General features: G+C 54.7%; 16 protein-coding genes and 1 riboswitch. Of the genes, 11 read left to right on the forward strand and 5 right to left on the reverse strand.

The window, feature by feature from the left end; genetic code table 11:
* Position 1: 1 nt before the first annotated feature.
* From DNH61_RS10100 to DNH61_RS10110, 3 genes are read left to right on the forward strand one after another with little or no spacing between them, the layout of a single operon-like run.
* Positions 2 to 1,588 carry a CehA/McbA family metallohydrolase gene (locus DNH61_RS10100; RefSeq protein WP_245948116.1) on the forward strand — a complete coding sequence of 529 codons (1,587 nt, stop codon included), beginning with the start codon at positions 2 to 4 and terminating at the stop codon, positions 1,586 to 1,588.
* On the forward strand, positions 1,588 to 2,337 hold the full coding sequence (locus DNH61_RS10105; protein WP_245948118.1) for an HAD family hydrolase: 750 nt from the start codon (positions 1,588 to 1,590) through the stop codon (positions 2,335 to 2,337). The genes DNH61_RS10100 and DNH61_RS10105 overlap by 1 nt, the downstream gene beginning before the upstream one ends.
* The gene (locus DNH61_RS10110; RefSeq protein ID WP_245948120.1) at positions 2,330 to 2,725 is read left to right on the forward strand and encodes a DMT family transporter; all 396 of its coding nucleotides are present in this window, start codon (positions 2,330 to 2,332) and stop codon (positions 2,723 to 2,725) included. The genes DNH61_RS10105 and DNH61_RS10110 overlap by 8 nt, the downstream gene beginning before the upstream one ends.
* Before the next feature lie 16 nt (positions 2,726 to 2,741).
* Here the strand turns inward: DNH61_RS10110 and gloA2 are convergent, their stop codons facing one another.
* Entirely contained in the window at positions 2,742 to 3,122 is a 381-nt protein-coding gene (gloA2, locus tag DNH61_RS10115) for an SMU1112c/YaeR family gloxylase I-like metalloprotein (RefSeq protein ID WP_111146547.1), read from the reverse strand.
* A gap of 232 nt (positions 3,123 to 3,354) precedes the next feature.
* Here gloA2 and DNH61_RS10120 point away from each other — a divergent pair, with 232 nt between their 5' ends.
* The 3 genes from DNH61_RS10120 to DNH61_RS10130 all read left to right on the forward strand — a co-directional run bounded on the left by DNH61_RS10120 (position 3,355) and on the right by DNH61_RS10130 (position 7,157).
* Entirely contained in the window at positions 3,355 to 4,875 is a 1,521-nt protein-coding gene (locus tag DNH61_RS10120) for a stalk domain-containing protein (protein WP_111146548.1), read from the forward strand.
* A gap of 178 nt (positions 4,876 to 5,053) precedes the next feature.
* The gene (locus tag DNH61_RS10125) at positions 5,054 to 5,590 is read left to right on the forward strand and encodes an NfeD family membrane protein (protein WP_111146549.1); all 537 of its coding nucleotides are present in this window, start codon (positions 5,054 to 5,056) and stop codon (positions 5,588 to 5,590) included.
* Positions 5,591 to 5,615: 25 nt separating this feature from the next.
* Positions 5,616 to 7,157 (forward strand): flotillin lipid rafts scaffold protein FloT, encoded by a 1,542-nt coding sequence (locus DNH61_RS10130; RefSeq protein ID WP_281272375.1) that lies wholly within the window; start codon positions 5,616 to 5,618, stop codon positions 7,155 to 7,157.
* 84 nt (positions 7,158 to 7,241) lie between these two features.
* Here DNH61_RS10130 and DNH61_RS26090 read toward each other — a convergent pair whose 3' ends face one another.
* The 3 genes from DNH61_RS26090 to DNH61_RS10140 all read right to left on the reverse strand — a co-directional run bounded on the left by DNH61_RS26090 (position 7,242) and on the right by DNH61_RS10140 (position 9,561).
* Complete coding sequence (locus DNH61_RS26090; RefSeq protein WP_146240986.1) at positions 7,242 to 7,520, reverse strand: hypothetical protein; 279 nt, start codon at positions 7,518 to 7,520, stop codon at positions 7,242 to 7,244.
* A 58-nt stretch (positions 7,521 to 7,578) separates the two neighbouring features.
* Positions 7,579 to 7,673: riboswitch (cyclic di-GMP riboswitch) on the reverse strand.
* Positions 7,674 to 7,904: 231 nt separating this feature from the next.
* Positions 7,905 to 9,029: a hypothetical protein gene (locus tag DNH61_RS10135; RefSeq protein ID WP_111146550.1), complete on the reverse strand. Its 1,125-nt coding sequence runs from the start codon at positions 9,027 to 9,029 to the stop codon at positions 7,905 to 7,907.
* Positions 9,016 to 9,561, reverse strand: a complete 546-nt coding sequence (locus DNH61_RS10140) for an RNA polymerase sigma factor (RefSeq protein ID WP_245948122.1) — start codon at positions 9,559 to 9,561, stop codon at positions 9,016 to 9,018. Before DNH61_RS10140 ends, DNH61_RS10135 begins: the two co-directional genes overlap by 14 nt.
* Before the next feature lie 173 nt (positions 9,562 to 9,734).
* On the opposite strand from DNH61_RS10140, the gene infC reads away from it, so the two are divergent.
* On the forward strand, positions 9,735 to 10,211 hold the full coding sequence (gene infC, locus DNH61_RS10145; RefSeq protein ID WP_111146551.1) for a translation initiation factor IF-3: 477 nt from the start codon (positions 9,735 to 9,737) through the stop codon (positions 10,209 to 10,211).
* Between the two features lie 25 nt (positions 10,212 to 10,236).
* On the opposite strand, the gene DNH61_RS10150 is transcribed toward infC, so the two are convergent.
* Positions 10,237 to 10,881, reverse strand: a complete 645-nt coding sequence (locus DNH61_RS10150; RefSeq protein ID WP_111146552.1) for an HAD-IA family hydrolase — start codon at positions 10,879 to 10,881, stop codon at positions 10,237 to 10,239.
* A 205-nt stretch (positions 10,882 to 11,086) separates the two neighbouring features.
* On the opposite strand from DNH61_RS10150, the gene DNH61_RS10155 reads away from it, so the two are divergent.
* The 4 genes from DNH61_RS10155 to DNH61_RS10170 all read left to right on the forward strand — a co-directional run bounded on the left by DNH61_RS10155 (position 11,087) and on the right by DNH61_RS10170 (position 15,634).
* Positions 11,087 to 12,610, forward strand: a complete 1,524-nt coding sequence (locus DNH61_RS10155) for a sugar ABC transporter ATP-binding protein (protein WP_111146553.1) — start codon at positions 11,087 to 11,089, stop codon at positions 12,608 to 12,610.
* A gap of 69 nt (positions 12,611 to 12,679) precedes the next feature.
* The gene (locus DNH61_RS10160; protein ID WP_111146554.1) at positions 12,680 to 13,669 is read left to right on the forward strand and encodes an ABC transporter permease; all 990 of its coding nucleotides are present in this window, start codon (positions 12,680 to 12,682) and stop codon (positions 13,667 to 13,669) included.
* Positions 13,670 to 13,702: 33 nt separating this feature from the next.
* Positions 13,703 to 14,716 carry an ABC transporter substrate-binding protein gene (locus DNH61_RS10165; RefSeq protein WP_111146555.1) on the forward strand — a complete coding sequence of 338 codons (1,014 nt, stop codon included), beginning with the start codon at positions 13,703 to 13,705 and terminating at the stop codon, positions 14,714 to 14,716.
* Positions 14,717 to 14,890: 174 nt separating this feature from the next.
* Positions 14,891 to 15,634: a GTP pyrophosphokinase gene (locus tag DNH61_RS10170; RefSeq protein WP_111146556.1), complete on the forward strand. Its 744-nt coding sequence runs from the start codon at positions 14,891 to 14,893 to the stop codon at positions 15,632 to 15,634.
* Positions 15,635 to 15,779: the final 145 nt, after the last annotated feature.

The following is a 15,779-nucleotide window of genomic DNA, read 5'->3' on the forward strand; positions in this document are numbered from 1 at the left end:
GATGAGCATGCAGACGAAGCTGGTAAAGGCTTCGGTTCGGGAAGAGCTGGTTCTTCCCGAACCGAAAGCCGTCTTCTATCCCTTTGAGGTAGAGGAAGCGGCAGAGTGGGTTCAGCTGACGGTCCGCTATGAGCATGCACTGTGGCTGCAGATATATGTGCGGGACCCGTTTGGAAGAGTGAGGATGCAGGTCATCGGCAAGAAACGTGCAGCTGCTGTTGTGCTTGGCCGGAAGCAGGAGCACTGCTCGATCGGCTCGGTGCCGGGACCGCTTCCCGCTGGCGCCTGGCAGGTTGAGCTGGTGTCCTATTCACGGGACGGAAGAGTAACGGTTGAGCTGGACTGGTCGTATGGCAATGGAGAACCGCCGTCATCAACAGAGCCTTTGCTGGACGGGAGCCTATGGATAGCTGCCGGGGAAGCTGGCAGCCTTGAGGAGCCGGAGTCTTTATACAATTGGCAGCAGGTCACGTCTGAGGGGGCAAGGTTTTACAAGGGAGACTTTCATATGCACACCCTGCTGTCGGACGGCAAACAGACACCAGGACAGCTGCATGATCTGGCTGCCTCGCGGAGCCTCGATTACATCGTTGTGACCGAGCATAATGCCGTGCATGCGGCTTGGCCGCAGGACAAGGAGCTGCTCGTGGTGCCGGGAGTAGAGGTAACGGCCTTTCGTGGACACTGCAATCTGCTGGGGCTGCACCGCAGCATTGACCTGCATGACCGGGGATCGGGTGCACTGATCCTGGAGGATGGCAGCGGGATCATGGCGATACTGAAGGAAGCCCGCAATCAGGGAGCAGTATGCAGCCTGAACCATCCTTTCCTGATGCCCTGGCATTGGCAGTTTGAGGATACGAGAATGGTCTTGTTCGACGCCATTGAAATCTGGAATGATCCGACATATGATGGTAATGCGGAAGCGGCAGAGAAGGCTCTCGCAGCCTGGGACCAATGCTGGACGCATGGCATCCGGCTGGCGGGAATCGGAGGAAGCGATACCCACATGCTCCCGGATGAGAGCTATACGGAAGGCGGTCCTCCGTCTATCGTAGGCGATCCGGCAACAATGGTCTGGAGTGATGGACTCACCCCGTCTAGTCTGCTGGATGGTGTACGCAGCCGCCGCTGTTATGTGACGAGGGGAGTCTCGCTGGAGCTGGAAATTCTAAGCGGCGGGGTTTCGTACCTGCCTGGTGATGAGCTTCAAACGGCTGCAGAGGGCAAGGAACGGGATATAACATTGGATTATGCCGTGCGGGCAGCACAGGAAGACGGTCCGCTTATCGCGGTCTGGATCGAGAACGGCCAAGAGACCGGGCGGCAGCAGCTTGCAGCCTGTGAAGCCCCCGAAGCCGATTGGCGGCAGCCCGGCATCACTGATGATGCTGGAAGAACTGTACAGGGCAGTATGCAGGAAGCCCAATTCACATGTGCCTGGCCGGAAGGTGATTACCGCTGGCTGCGCATGGAGCTGCGCCGTCCGGACGGTGAACTGGTCGCTTTTGTCAATCCGGTATTCGCCTGGCCGAATGAGGCCGATCAGACGATGACCTGGGGAAGGATACGGAAAGGGATTGCATAATGATGATAAACTTATACAGCGGATCGGCCAGCTGGCCGGTCCGCGGCATTATTTTTGACAAGGATGGAACTATACTGGACTTTCAGCATATGTGGGGCAGGTGGACCCAGATTCTGCTTGAGAAACTAACGGGATTCGGGGGAGAACCGGACTGGCATGCTGCATTAGGCATAAGGGCGGCCGGGGATACCGTGGTCCATGATCCAGACGGCCCGCTGGCCATGGCTTCAAACGAGCAGACAATCGCCATTCTTGCCTGGCATCTGTACCGTGAGGGCTTGCCGTGGAACCGGGCGGTGAGCCTTGTCTCGCAAGCGGTTATGGAGACCAACCGGGAGCTGGAGGAGCTGCGGCCCGTTCAGCCGATGCCGGGTCTGCTGTCCTTTCTCGAGCGCTGCAGGGAGGCGGGCATCAAGATGGCGGTTGCTACCTCCGACGATACGGCTATGGCCGAGCAGCATCTAGAATGGCTCGGCATCCGCCGATACTTCCAAGCGGTGGTTGGCGCTGACCGGGTGAAGCGGGGCAAGCCGCATCCCGATATGGCAGTGCTGGCCTGCCTGGAGCTGGGACTGCAGCCGGAGGAAGCGGTCATGATCGGAGACACGAAGGCGGATATCCAGATGGCTGCCGAGGCGGGAATGAAGGCGGGGATTATGATCGGCGGAGCAGACAGCAGCGGAGCGAGTGCGCATATCCTGTCTTATGACTCGCTCGGGATTAGCGGGGGAGGCGAGGAGAATGGATGATGCGGTCATGAGAGGCTGGCTGCTGCTGCTTGTCGCCATTGTTCTGGAGCTTTCAGGCACGGTTGCCTTAAAATATTCGGACGGCTTCAGCAGGCTGCTGCCTTCCATTCTGATGTTCGTCTTATACCTGCTGAGCTTCAGCGCCTTAAATCTAGCGGTTAAGACGATTGACGTCAGTATCGCTTATGCGGTATGGTCCGGCCTTGGCACGCTGCTGATCAGCATCGTTGGCTTCATGTGGTTTCAAGAGCATGTGACACCGTTCAAGGTCTTATCCATTGCGATCATTATCATAGGCGTGATCTGCTTGAACCTGGCTAATTCCGCCGCTTCCAAACCGGTGGAAGCGGGGGCGGATAGCCAGGAACAGCAGGTGCTAATGAAATAAGTGCAGCCGCTTGTCATTATTGGCCGTACAGCTCAAGCGGCAATCCGTCCGGATCCTTGAAGAAGGTATACTTCCTGCCGGTTACCGGATCAATTCGGACGGGCTCTACTTCTATTCCCTTATTCTGCAGCCAGTGTGCGGCGGCATCGACATCCTCCACAGCAAACGCTAGATGCCGAAGCCCTGCGGCTTCCGGTGCGTTCGTGCGTGCCGGCGGGTCAGGGAACGAGAACAGCTCGATCTGGCTTTCACCAATCTGCAGATCAAGCTTGTATGAATCCCGCTCTGCCCGGTATGACTCGTGAATGACAGGCAGCCCGAGCAGCTCCACGTAAAAATGTCTGGAACGTTCATAATTGCTGCAAATAATGGCCGCATGATGAATATGATTCAGCATCTCTACCTCTCCTTATCAAACTCCGAAATAGTTATCATTTCACTGCTTCAAAGCTTACTACCGATTGTAGCACAGTCCCTAAGCTTTGGGACAACCTGAAACGCAGGGCTTGCCGTCTATCAGCTCTTCCATTTCCTTGCTGTCCCATCTATTCCTGGCGTGGTATATTCTGATTAATGGTTCTTCGGACCTAATTACATACTACATCTTCAACAGGGGGAACAGGAAGGATATGGAGAACAGGGGTTGGCTTTTTGGAATCATTGTAACGGTACTCGCTTTATTATTGGGTTATTCCGCACCGCCTGCGTTTGGCGCGGCAGGAGCCAAGAACGGCTGGAGCGCAGTAGATAATCCGGATTTTGCAAGTACGGGGCATGCGGTAACCTACACTTCGGATGGCGGATGGCTGATGACGGGCAGCAAGGACCGTATGATCCACGTCAAGAAGGTTAGCGGGAAGGGCCAGGTTGAATGGGAACAGCAGTTTTACAATGGGCTGGCAGGATTTTCGGTTATTGAGACGCAAGACGGGGGATACCTGGCTGCGGGTCAGACCCGTTTTATATCCGATGAAGAAGGCGTACAGGCCTATATGGTCAAAATGGATCAAGAGGGCATGATGGAATGGGAGCAGATACACGGCGGCAAAGGCTTTGACAAGATCAACTCGGTAGTCGAGGTGCCGGAAGGCTATCTGCTCGATGGTACGCTGATGAATGAAGATAAAAGAATTCTGCTGGTCACAGACAAGGAAGGCGCTGTTCTAAGGCAGCTGGATATGTCTGCTTATTTCAAGAAGGGCCAAGGCTATAGTCCGGCGGTTATCAAGACAAGTGACGGCGGATTTGTCATTACAGGCGGTAATGATACGCTGTACCCCGATAACACAGTCGTTGCTGGCACAAGGATAATCAAGCTGAGCAAGAACTATACCAAGCAGTGGACCAAGGATGTGAAAGGGACTGTTCTGGATGGAGAGGCAGCAGGCAACGGTGATGTTCTGCTGTCCATGCATGGAGGCCAGGGCTCACTTCTTGTGTACCGTCTTGATGCACAGAAGGGTTCTATAAACTGGGAGAAGAAATTCTACTCTCCTAAAAAAGCCTATATCGAGGTGCGGGGCTACGATATTGTTGCAACCCTTGATGGAGGCGCGTTGATTGCCGGGGATCTTGGCGGTCTCAGCTCACAAATTGCATATGTGCTGAAGCTTAACGCTGCAGGCGCCAAGGAATGGGAGCAAACCTTCTTCTCGAACAACTCCTGGTTCACGGGAGCAGCTGCTGCAGAAGGTAAGGGCGAGTACCTGCTGACAGGTCATACCTACCCCCTTGGGACAGATAAACCGAAATCGGTCATGGTACAGCTGACGACCGGAGAGCTGCCGCCAGTGCAGGTGTGGCTGGACGAGCAGCAGCTCAAGCTCTCCCAGGATCCGGTGGTTATCTCGAACACGACCATGCTGCCGGTACGGGACATCTTTGCAGCGATTGGCGCGTCCGTTACGTATCAGTCTTCCACGAAGACCATCCGCGCGGTGAAGGGCGAGCGGACTGTGACGATGACGCTTGGAAGCATGCAGGCCACTATACAGATCGGACAGCAGACGGTGAGGGTGGCGCTTGCAGTGCCTGCGCAGGCCATTCGCGGTGTGACAGTTGTGCCGCTCCGTTTTGTTGGTGAAGCATTCGGCAATGAGATCCGGTGGGACGGGAAAGCAAGAATCGCGACCATTGTGACTGGAGCTTGATTGAATAGAAGCTTGTGTAAGCTATAGTTGGAAGCACGGCTGGACCATAGGTCCGGCCGTCTTTTTTTGCGATACAGGACTATCGGGGTGAAGGATGATTTCCGGATTGGAATGAAACGAAACTGTAAAATTGTCGTATTACCGCTTATATCTGGATATTATTTGGGAGGGGGCAGGAATGGAGACCTTCTTTTGGGCCTGCTTTGCCGGAGGAGTCCTGTATACGATTGTGGCGGTTATATTGGGAGATCTGATCGGGCAGGCCTTCGATGGACTGCTGGATTTTCTGTCACTGGATGGTGTGGATTGGCTGCAGCCGATGACGCTGGTGGGCGGAATCACGGTATTCGGCGGTGCAGGCATTGTCCTGCTGGAATACTCGCCCTTTAGTCAGGTTGTCATTCTGGGGCTCTCCGCCCTGACTGCAATCGCGGCCAGCATTGGTGTGTATTTCCTGTATGTCCGTCCCATGAAGAACAGTGAGAATTCTAGCGGATTCTCACTGCAGGATCTGTCAGGCAAGCTTGGCGAGGTATGGGTTGCGATTCCTTCCGCGGGCTATGGAGAAGTCGTTGTGAAGGTAGGGCCTGCCGGTGTAACGAGCCAGATTGCGGCCAGCTATGACGGCCAGCCGATAGCTGAAGGCAGCAAGGTGGTAGTCGTAGAGGTGAAGGAAAGCACATTGTATGTGGCGGCTGTTGATTTAGGAGAATGAAGATGAAGAATGAGGAGGAAATCTTATGCCGGAGTTTATGATTGTCCCTGTTATTGTAGTCGGTGTTATCGTGCTGCTTGGCTTGGCATTCTGGGCGCGCTACAAGACGGTAAGCCCGGATGAAGCGATGATTATTACGGGGTCATTCCTGGGCACGCGAAACGCGCTGGTGGACGAAACAGGACGCAGGATCAAGATTGTTAGAGGCGGGGGCGCATTCATTCTCCCGATCTTCCAGAAGGCGGAATTCTTATCTCTGTTATCCCATAAGCTTGATGTGTCAACGCCAGAGGTCTATACGGAGCAGGGCGTGCCGGTGCTGGCCGACGGGGTGGCAATCATTAAGATCGGGGGTTCGGTGGAGGATGTGGCGACGGCGGCCGAGCAGTTCATGGGCAAGCCGATTGAAGCCCTGAAGGGCGAGGCTCAGGAGGTTCTGGAGGGGCATCTCCGTGCTATTCTGGGGTCTATGACCGTAGAGGAGGTGTACCGCAACCGGGATAAGTTTGCCCAGGAGGTACAGGGGGTAGCGGCCAAGGACCTGAAGAAGATGGGTTTGCAGATCGTTTCCTTTACCATCAAGGATGTCCGTGACAAGCATGGTTATCTTGAAGCGCTTGGCAAACCGCGGATCGCAGTCGTGAAGCGGGATGCGGATATTGCTGAAGCCGAGGCGATCCGGGATGCCCGGATCCAGAAGGCGAGAGCCGAGGAGGAAGGCCAGAAGGCGGAGCTGCTGCGCGACACGAACATAGCCGAGGCTACGAAGGAAAAGGAGCTGAAGGTGGCATCCTTCAAGAAGGACCAGGATATGGCGAAGGCGGAAGCGGACCAGGCGTATTCGATTCAGGAAGCGCGTGCCAAGCAGAGTGTGGTTGAGGAGCAGATGAAGGTAGAGCTGGTCCGTAAGGAACGGGAGATTGATCTTGAAGGCAAGGAGATTCTGCGCCGTGAGAAGCAGTACGACGCGGAAGTGAAGAAGAAGGCGGATGCCGACAGGTATGCGGTTGTCCAGGCGGCTGAAGCGGATAAGGAGAAGCGACTCAGAGAAGCTGACGCGCTGCAGTATCGCATTGAGGCAGAGGCGAAAGCCCAGGCAGAGCAGAAACGCCTGGAGGGTCTGGCCACAGCAGACGCGGAGCGGGCTAAAGGTACAGCAGAAGCAGAGGTTATCCGGCTGCGCGGTCTGGCAGAGGCCGAAGCGAAGGAGAAGCTGGCAGAAGCGTTCGAGAAGTTTGGCGAGGCGGCAGTGCTTGACATCATCGTGAAGATGCTGCCAGAGCTGGCGGGCAAAGTGGCAGAGCCGATGAAAGGCATCGGCAAGCTGACGGTTGTCGATACAGGCCACGGTGAAGGTGCGGCGAGAGTCAGCAACTATGTTACGTCTCTGATGGCGACTGCTCCCGAGATGCTGAAGAATGTATCGGGAATAGATGTCGAAGGATTGATCAAAGGGCTGACGGCAGGTAAACAGACTTCAGCTGTCCGGGAAGGAATGGCGCCCCGCCCCGCCAGACAGACCGTGCAGGAAGTGAGCGCTGCTGCCGAAGAGGACATGAACACTTAGATAAAGCAAGTACCCGAATAAAGAAGGGCTGTCCCGTAAGTCGTTACGACTTATGGAACAGCCAGTTATGTGTGCCCATGATTGTTACACGATTGCCTTAGTAGATTTGCTCGAATTGTAGGTATGGTCATGGAGAGTCCGGATAATCCGCAGTGACTTGAGCGGTGTATTCTCCGGCTTCCTCGGCTTGAAGGTCATGCTGATAAAATCGCTGATGTCGACATCCAGCCCCGCCTTGCGGAAGGCTTCAGTAAAATCACCAATTGTCGGCTTCTTTCCAAGTTCTGCGTAGACGGTGAATTCCTTAATCGTTCTTCCGTACCGGTCGATGTGCTCTACAGTGGTGTAATAACGTTCTCTCATGTGTGTTGCCTCCTGTTCGATACAAAGTATAACCGCTTGATGGAACAGGTCCACAGCGATTGGCAGCTCAGCCGCCCTGGACAATTAGAGTTGTTGTCTGTAGGCCTGTCAGCTTTGCGTCTCCGCCTTTCAGCGGGTTTGCCTTTGTCATTCGTCTGATATAGGTATATCGTACTACAAGATTCGACAAAATTATAGTTTTTATGACGCAAAAACAGTTGCACAAAGTTAAGCAATTTAGAGGCTTGCACATGACTTAAAGGGCTGTCACAAAAGAGCGATTAATTGGGGAATTTTAAGTCCCGTCATCTTTTTAGCAGCAAAAATAGCGCCACTGGGTCCTTGTCCCAGCGGCGCTTTTCTCTGTTTGAATCAGCTTATGATTTACATCGTCTGTGTAAGAGACAGATAGGCAACCTTATCGTCCTCAAAGTATAAATGGAACTTCAGATAATCCCCGACTTTGTAGCTCCACTTTGTTTCCGTCGACAGGTTAGCGGGTCCTAGAATCTCGGTTACTTCTTCGCGGGTTGTACCAATGCCAATGCCATCGGGTGTGCGGTAGTCCTCCGAGGTGAAGATGATCTCAAGGGACAAGGTGAGAGCCCCCGCAACAAACCGGATCTGCTGAACCTCTCCGAGCAGATCATTATAGTAAGAGACCGTCCATTCAGCAGCATCTGCGGACTCGGCCAATTCTTTGGACCAACTCTCGTAATCCTTGCCGCCTACGGTCAGCTGTTCAAAATCATACTGGAAGGACTCATCGACCGAGCCTCCCTCGTTCGACTCCTGCTCCAGCCGGGCCTTCTCCTTGACCCTGTCCCATGCGGCGAGCGGAGATTCGAGATCAAGCACGTTATGCATCATCATCAGCACCGCATCATTAGCATAAAAGCGCTGTCCGGAGATGTCATACGTATTGGTCTCAACGTCGTATGGAATATCCCAGCTCCTGCCATTCGATGTATGGATGCGAAATATCGTTTGAGGGTTTCCGGAGGCTTCCGTCCTTGCCAGGGTCTTGTCAAGGTTTACCCAATAAAGGTCGTTGATGACCGTATACTTGCGTTCCACGGGTATTGGAATAGCAGCGGACTCCGCCGAATGGAGCCATTCCACTTCTGTCACGTCTTCACTCTTGAAAGGCAGCAGCTCGCCAAGCGTTCCCTGCGGTTCTCCCTCTGGAAAGTCAATTTCGAGCAAATTGCCAGCGGGCTGGTCTATGACAGGCGGCGCAATATCATCAGGATGGTCGACAGGCGGTCTATTGCCTCCGGGCGGCTGATTGCTCTGCTGCTCCAGGATCGGAAACACAAAGATCAAGAAGACAGCAGCACTTACCAGTGCCGCGGCAGGCCATAGGAGTAGGGATCTTCGGCGAGCCTGTCTCTTTCCTCCGCTGGCTGCAAGCAGCTCAATTTGTCTGATTTTTTCCGGTGTAAAGGTCTTGCGGGCATGCGGGTTCCCCTTAAGCCTGGTGTACCACTGCGGGTTAGGTTCCTTCAATGTGCTTCGCCTCCTTCCACTCGGTGTTCATTTTGCTGCGGGCCCTTGACAGGCGGGATTTCACCGTACCTTCCGGCAGCTCCAGCAGCTCACTTATTTCTTTGGTGGAGAGCTCATATTTTGCATGCAGAACAAGCACTTCCCTCAGCTTAAGCGGAAGCTTGAGCACAGCCGCCCATATCTCCTCGGACAATGCATGCTCCATTGCTGTATGCTCGGCCGATGGAACCGGGGTCTTGGGAGCCACGATATCCATAAGCGTCACCTTACGCATAAAAGCGGCGCGCAGCACATTAATAGATCGGTTGCGGGTTATGCTCAGCAGCCATGTCTTCATAGAGGAATGACCTCTGAAGCGGGTAATATTCTGGTATACATTCAGGAATACATCCTGGGTGATATCATCTGCCAGTTCATGCCGCCGTGTCAGCACGAAGGCAAGGTTCCATACATCCTGGCCGTAATCATTCATCAGCCTGCGGAAGCTCTCCGGGTCTAATTCGGTCAGGTATGAATAATAGGAATGCTCCACAATTTCACCTCCAACATATTAGACAGTGAAGGCTCGTATTGAGTTCCATTTTTGCACAATAAATCTTCGAGCATTCAGACAGGCTTGCGTTCTGCTTGCGGGGATAGCGGGTTGAAGGTAAGATAAAGGATATTTTCGGCAGACAGGCCGAACGGATTAGGGGAGTGGAGCAGATGCTGAAGAATGAGAAAATTAAAGCCAAAGAGGTACAGCTGACAGGCGTGGATGGAGAGGACCTGGGGGTGGTGTCAACCAAGGATGCCCTTGCGATGGCGAAGGAGCTGAAGGTTGACCTCGTCTGCACATCGATGATGAGCAGTCCGCCGCCATGCCGCCTGGTCCGTGCAGGTGCCGCCAAGGAAGAGGCGCAGCAGGCCCGCAAGCGGGAGAAGGCGCCGAAGGTGAAGGAAATCCGCCTGACGACGGGCATCGAAGAGCATGATTACGAGACAAAGAAGCAGCAGGCAGAGCGCATTCTGCAAAGCGGGGACGCCGTACTGCTTGTCGTTAAGGTGCAGGGCAAGGAAGGAGCACGGGCGAAGGAGCTGCTGGAGGAGCTGCGCCGTGACCTGAAGGCGTCCGGAACGCCGGCAACGGGCATTCAGGTCAGCGGCAAGCAGGCCGCTGTCCAGCTGAACCCGCTCACATAACCGGGTCTGTGGGTTAGCGGGGGATTCAGGTACTGCAGGCCAGCAGGTCTTCCACCTGGTTAACCCAGTGTCCCTCTGGATCGGCCAGAAGGGTACGCCAGCCGAGTGCGGCTGCAGGGAGCAGATTGCGCTCTGCATCATCGACGTAGAGCGTGTTCCGGCCAGGCAGCAGCTGAACCGCCGCCAGCCGGTACAAGGCAGGATCTGGCTTGCAGCAGCCCGCTTCACTTGAAATGGTAAGAGAAGTCAGATAGCTGCGGTACTGGGAAAGCCAGGGACGAAGCCATTCCGCACGATGGTTGCTCAAGATATGTATATCCGCTATACGATGCCAGCGCGGAAGCAGCGCAAGCGCAGGCAGCGGCTTCAGACAGTTCTGAAGCGCTGCCTGCGCTTGTTCGGTTTGTAGCAGCGGACAGGCTTCCGCAAGCCACTCCCAGAACGCCGCTTCACTAAGCTCGCCTGTCCACAGGCTGGTTCTCAGCTCTTGCTTGTACCGTGCCCGCAGCTCGTTGTAGGACATCCCTGCTGCGGAGGCTGCACTGGTCCAGAAATCCGTCAGATTGGCGGCTAGTACGCCGCCAACATCCAAGATGAGCTGGGGACGGCGGGGCTGTTTGCGGTCTTTCCCTTTCAGCTGATCAATGGCCCGTTCATGAGTTGTATCCATATCTAGTTCTCCTGTTACATCAGATGGTGACACGAATTACTTCTTCTGCAGCCAGGATGCTATTCCTTTTCCGGGATCGTAAATTATTCCATGTTTTTCAGGAAGATATTCGATGTCGCTTAATTTAGATAGCGCTTACAATTCAGATATAGCAATTGCAGGTCTATTAAACGACAGGTCAATTCAACATAACGAGGTGGTTTCAATGGACATACCGCTCGTCTTGATGGAAGGGATCGAGAAATCCTTCCCTGGTGTTCACGCACTGAAGAACTGCCGGTTCGAGCTTCGGGCAGGGGAGATCCATGCTCTTGTCGGTGAGAACGGCGCAGGCAAGTCAACGCTCATGAAGGTGCTGACTGGTGTTTACCGCAAGGACGCGGGCACCATCAGGTATAAGGGCAAGGAGGTTGAGATTCCAGATACGAAGGCGGCACAGCAGCTTGGCATCGGAATCATTCACCAGGAGCTGAACCTGATGCCTGATCTGACAGCTGCGCAGAACCTGTTCATCGGACGGGAGCCGCGCAAGCTGGGCGGACTGCTTCTGGATGACAGAAGACTGTATAAGGATGCTGAAAAGCTGTTCCGCCAGCTGAATCTCAATTTCAGCCCCGACACGAAGGTAGGAGACTTGACGGTCGCAAGGCAGCAGATGGTCGAGATCGCCAAAGCCTTGTCCTACAATTCTGAAGTGCTGATTATGGATGAGCCGACGGCTGCGCTGACAAGCGCGGAGATTGAGGAGCTGTTCCGGATGATGGGGCAGCTTCGGGAGCAGGGGGTTGGAATTGTCTATATCTCGCACCGGATGGAGGAGCTGAAACGGATGACGGACCGGATGACCGTCATGCGCGACGGCAGCTACATCGACACGCTGCAGACGGCTGACACCTCTATAAACCGGATTATTTCCCTGATGGTGGGCCGGGAGCTGTACGTGAACACGAAGCAGGCTGCTCCCCGGCTGAATGCCGACACGGTGCTGGAGGTGAAGGGGTTGTCCCGGGGCCGGGCAGTCCGGGATGTCAGCTTCAGCTTGAAGAAGGGCGAAATTCTAGGCATTGCCGGCCTGATGGGAGCCGGAAGGACGGAGACAGCCCGGCTGATCTTCGGTGCAGACCGGCCAGACGCTGGAGAGATCTTCGTACATGGACGCAAGCTTGTGATCCGGGGGCCGCATGATGCGGTCCGGCACGGAATCGGGTACCTGTCCGAGGACCGTAAGCGCTACGGGCTGATGACGGAAATGGATGTGCGGACGAATATCGCCGTGTCCTCCTACGGCCGATTCCGATCGGCGGCCGGCTGGATGCGGGATGCCAGCATGGATGAGAATGCCGAGAGGTATGTGGACTCGCTCCAGATCAAGACCCCCGGCGTCCACCAAATTGTAAAGTTTCTTTCCGGAGGCAATCAGCAGAAGGTCGTCATCGGCAAGTGGCTGACGCGGGACTGCGATATCCTGATCTTCGATGAGCCGACCAGAGGTATCGATGTTGGAGCGAAGACGGAAATTTACAAGCTGCTTGATGAGCTGGCCGCGCAGGGCAAAGGAATCATTATGATTTCGTCCGAATTGCCAGAAATTTTACGGATGAGCCACCGGATTCTCGTCATGTGCGAAGGCCGTCTCACGGGAGAGCTCAGCGGCGAGGAGGCCACCCAGGAGCTGATCATGAGATATGCCACCATGCGGATTACGGAGCCGGATGCGAAGCATGCATAACAGGCATAGGCCCTGGGACTGTTATACAGGCAGCTGTCTATATTGTCATTTCGAACAGGAGGGTAAGCGATGAGTGCTGTAACCGAAACGGCCCAAGCGGCCAAGCCGGCCCGTACGGTCTCGCTGCGCGGCGGCGCGACACAGAAGCTGCTCGCTTTTGCAAGCTTGATTCTGCTGGTGCTGTTCTTCTCTCTGGCATCGGAAAACTTCTTCCGGTTTGATAATTTGATCGGCATTATGCTGTCCACAGCCGTAATTGGCGTGCTGGCGCTTGGTTCAACGTTCGTCATTATAACCGGCGGGATCGACTTGTCGGTCGGTACCGTGATGACTTTCTCAGCGGTCATGACAGGTGTCGTGATCTCATTCTGGGGACTGCCGATCCCATTCGGGATAGCGGGGGGCATATTGACCGGCATGCTGTGCGGCTTCATCAGCGGCTGGTTCGTCGCCCGCATGCAAATTCCGCCCTTCATTGCGACGCTTGGCATGATGATGGTGACCAAGGGGCTGGCGCTGGTTGTGTCCGGAACAAGACCTATTTACTTCAATGATACACCGGGCTTCTCCAAGCTCGCGATGGGCACAATCCTCGGTATCCCCTATGCAGTCTTTGTTTTCTTCGGGCTTGCGATCTTGGCAGGCATCGTGCTGAACAAGACGATTATCGGGCGCTACAACTTTGCACTTGGCAGCAATGAGGAAGCAACCCGCTTATCGGGCGTAAACGTCCGCAACTGGAAAATCGCGATCTACGCGATGACCGGCATTTTCAGCGGCATAGCCGGTATTCTAATGGCCTCGCGGCTGAATTCCGCCCAGCCGGCACTGGGAGCGGGCTATGAGTTGGAAGCCATTGCAGCTGTTGTCATAGGCGGAACTTCCTTGAGCGGGGGAAGAGGCTCAATTCTGGGGACGGTAATTGGCGCGCTGATCATGAGTGTCATGACGAATGGCCTGCGGATTCTGTCGGTGCCGCAGGAGTGGCAGATCGTGCTCGTAGGTCTGGTAGTTGTACTCGCTGTGTACGCGGATATTCTGCGGCGGCGCAAGAAATAGCAGGCATCTACTATACGATAAGGGGAGATTGGAATGAAGAAGCTGACAGGATTCAAGCTGCTGGCAGTGTTTGCGGTAATGCTGCTCGCGGCATGCGGGAACGGGAACGGCAGCCCGGCGGATAAAGGTGGTACAGCTGCTGCAGGCAGCAATGCCGGTGCGGCCGATAGTCAGGGCAAACCCTATATTCCGGTTATCTCGAAAGGCTTCCAGCATCAGTTCTGGCAGGCGGTCAAGCAGGGGGCGGAGAAGGCGGCACAGGAGCTCGATGTGACCATTACGTTCGAAGGGCCGGAGACCGAATCGCAGGTCGATAAGCAGATTGAGATGCTACAGGCTGCGCTTGACAAGAAGCCGAGCGCAATCGCCTTCGCAGCGCTGGACAGCCAGGCTTCGCTTCCGCTGCTGCAGCGGGCACAGGAAGCCGGCATTCCAGTGGTCGGCTTTGACTCGGGCGTGGACAGTGATATCCCGGTAACAACGGCAGCGACGGACAACAAGGCAGCGGCTGCTCTCGCGGCTGATAAGATGGCGGAGCTCATCGGCGGTTCTGGCGATATTGCCCTTATTGTGCATGACCAGACGAGCCGGACGGGTGTAGACCGCCGGGACGGCTTCAAGGAACGCATTGAGTCGCAGTATCCGGACATCAAGATCGTGGATATCCAGTACGGCGGCGGCGACCAGCTGAAGTCTACTGACCTTGCGAAGGCGATCATGCAGGCGCATCCGGACATCAAGGGTTTCTTCGCGGCCAATGAAGGTTCGGCGATCGGAACCATTAACGCCGTGACGGAGGCGGGGAAGACCGGTGAAGTCACCATTGTGGGCTTTGATTCGGGCAAGCAGCAGATGGAGGCGATCAAGAGCGGCGTAATGGCAGGTGCCGTAACGCAGGACCCGATTGGCATTGGCTACTGGTCCGTCAAGGCCGCCGTGCAGGCTCTGAACGGAGAAGAGGTTGAGAAAATGATCGATACCGGCTTCCACTGGTATGACGCAGCAAATATGGATTCGGAAGAGATTAAGCCTCTGCTGTATGAATGAGCGAAGATAAGAGGGCTTGCCAGGAAGGAATAAGAGATTAACAGGGGGGCCGGCCGCTTCAGGCTGGTCTTTCCCGGCTTCCATGATTTGCGTTCTCCTTCTGTTCTGTAATATGCTCTTATTGGGATGCCGATCAATATAGAGTAGAGAAGGCATCTGGGAGGAGAGCAGGACATGAGCTTACATTATCCGATTGAGCAGTTCAAGCAGTTTAAGGAAAGCATCACACGGTTCATGATGGTATACAAGTTTGCGCTCGATGAAATGGAAACGAAAGTGAAAATCTTAAATGAGGAATTTCACCTTCTGCATGACTATAATCCGATTGAGCATACGAAGACCCGTATCAAGTCACCGGAGAGTATTATTGAGAAGCTGGTGAGGAAGGGCTGCGAAATGTCGCTTCCGAGCATTAAGCGCAATATTCAGGATATCGCTGGCATGCGGATTACCTGTTCCTTCGTCTCCGACATCTACCGGATCAGCGAGATGCTCGGAAGGCAGCATGACCTGAATATTCTGGAAGTAAAGGATTATATCAAGAATCCGAAGCCGAACGGCTACCGGAGCCTGCATCTGATTCTGGAGGTGCCGGTATACATGTCCGACCGCCAGGAGCATGTCTGCATGGAGGTTCAAATCCGGACGATTGCAATGGACTTCTGGGCGAGCTTGGAGCATAAGATCTTCTATAAATATAATCAGTCCGTGCCTGACCGGCTGCTGGATGAACTAAAGGCGGCCGCCGAATCATCGGCGTCACTGGACCTGCAGATGGAACGCCTGCACAAGGAGATCAGTGTCATGCGGGAAGAGCAGTCTGCATCTGAGCTTAACCTGATGGAACGCATCGTCATCAACAATCAGCAGTTCACCATTCCAACCGCACTGCTCGAGATGATCCGGGAAGACAAGTAATTCGCCTGTCGTTATTTCATGTCCGATATAAGCAGACTTACATAAACCTGTCCAGTTACCTGGTTCCCCGCACTGCTGTCATTGGTTGTGGCTCCCCAGCCGGCCGGAAATACGGCTGCCGGCACTGATCAGGCAGGTTTGTGCT

The organism is Paenibacillus sambharensis (assembly GCF_003233845.1).
Taxonomy (GTDB): Bacteria; Bacillota; Bacilli; order Paenibacillales; family Paenibacillaceae; genus Paenibacillus_I; species Paenibacillus_I sambharensis.

Bases quoted from the DNA above. Each gene is read 5' to 3' on its own strand.
- DNH61_RS10100 (WP_245948116.1), top strand. From the start codon at position 2: ATGAGCATGCAGACGAAGCTGGTAAAGGCTTCGGTTCGGGAAGAGCTG.
- DNH61_RS10150 (WP_111146552.1), bottom strand. From the start codon at position 10,881: ATGGATACAACTCATGAACGGGCCATTGATCAGCTGAAAGGGAAAGAC.
- gloA2 (WP_111146547.1), bottom strand. From the start codon at position 3,122: ATGCTGAATCATATTCATCATGCGGCCATTATTTGCAGCAATTATGAA.
- DNH61_RS10110 (WP_245948120.1), top strand. From the start codon at position 2,330: ATGGATGATGCGGTCATGAGAGGCTGGCTGCTGCTGCTTGTCGCCATT.
- DNH61_RS10165 (WP_111146555.1), top strand. From the start codon at position 13,703: ATGAAGAAGCTGACAGGATTCAAGCTGCTGGCAGTGTTTGCGGTAATG.
- DNH61_RS10160 (WP_111146554.1), top strand. From the start codon at position 12,680: ATGAGTGCTGTAACCGAAACGGCCCAAGCGGCCAAGCCGGCCCGTACG.
- DNH61_RS10155 (WP_111146553.1), top strand. From the start codon at position 11,087: ATGGACATACCGCTCGTCTTGATGGAAGGGATCGAGAAATCCTTCCCT.
- DNH61_RS10130 (WP_281272375.1), top strand. From the start codon at position 5,616: ATGCCGGAGTTTATGATTGTCCCTGTTATTGTAGTCGGTGTTATCGTG.
- DNH61_RS26090 (WP_146240986.1), bottom strand. From the start codon at position 7,520: ATGAGAGAACGTTATTACACCACTGTAGAGCACATCGACCGGTACGGA.
- DNH61_RS10120 (WP_111146548.1), top strand. From the start codon at position 3,355: ATGGAGAACAGGGGTTGGCTTTTTGGAATCATTGTAACGGTACTCGCT.
- DNH61_RS10105 (WP_245948118.1), top strand. From the start codon at position 1,588: ATGATGATAAACTTATACAGCGGATCGGCCAGCTGGCCGGTCCGCGGC.
- DNH61_RS10125 (WP_111146549.1), top strand. From the start codon at position 5,054: ATGGAGACCTTCTTTTGGGCCTGCTTTGCCGGAGGAGTCCTGTATACG.
- DNH61_RS10170 (WP_111146556.1), top strand. From the start codon at position 14,891: ATGAGCTTACATTATCCGATTGAGCAGTTCAAGCAGTTTAAGGAAAGC.
- infC (WP_111146551.1), top strand. From the start codon at position 9,735: ATGCTGAAGAATGAGAAAATTAAAGCCAAAGAGGTACAGCTGACAGGC.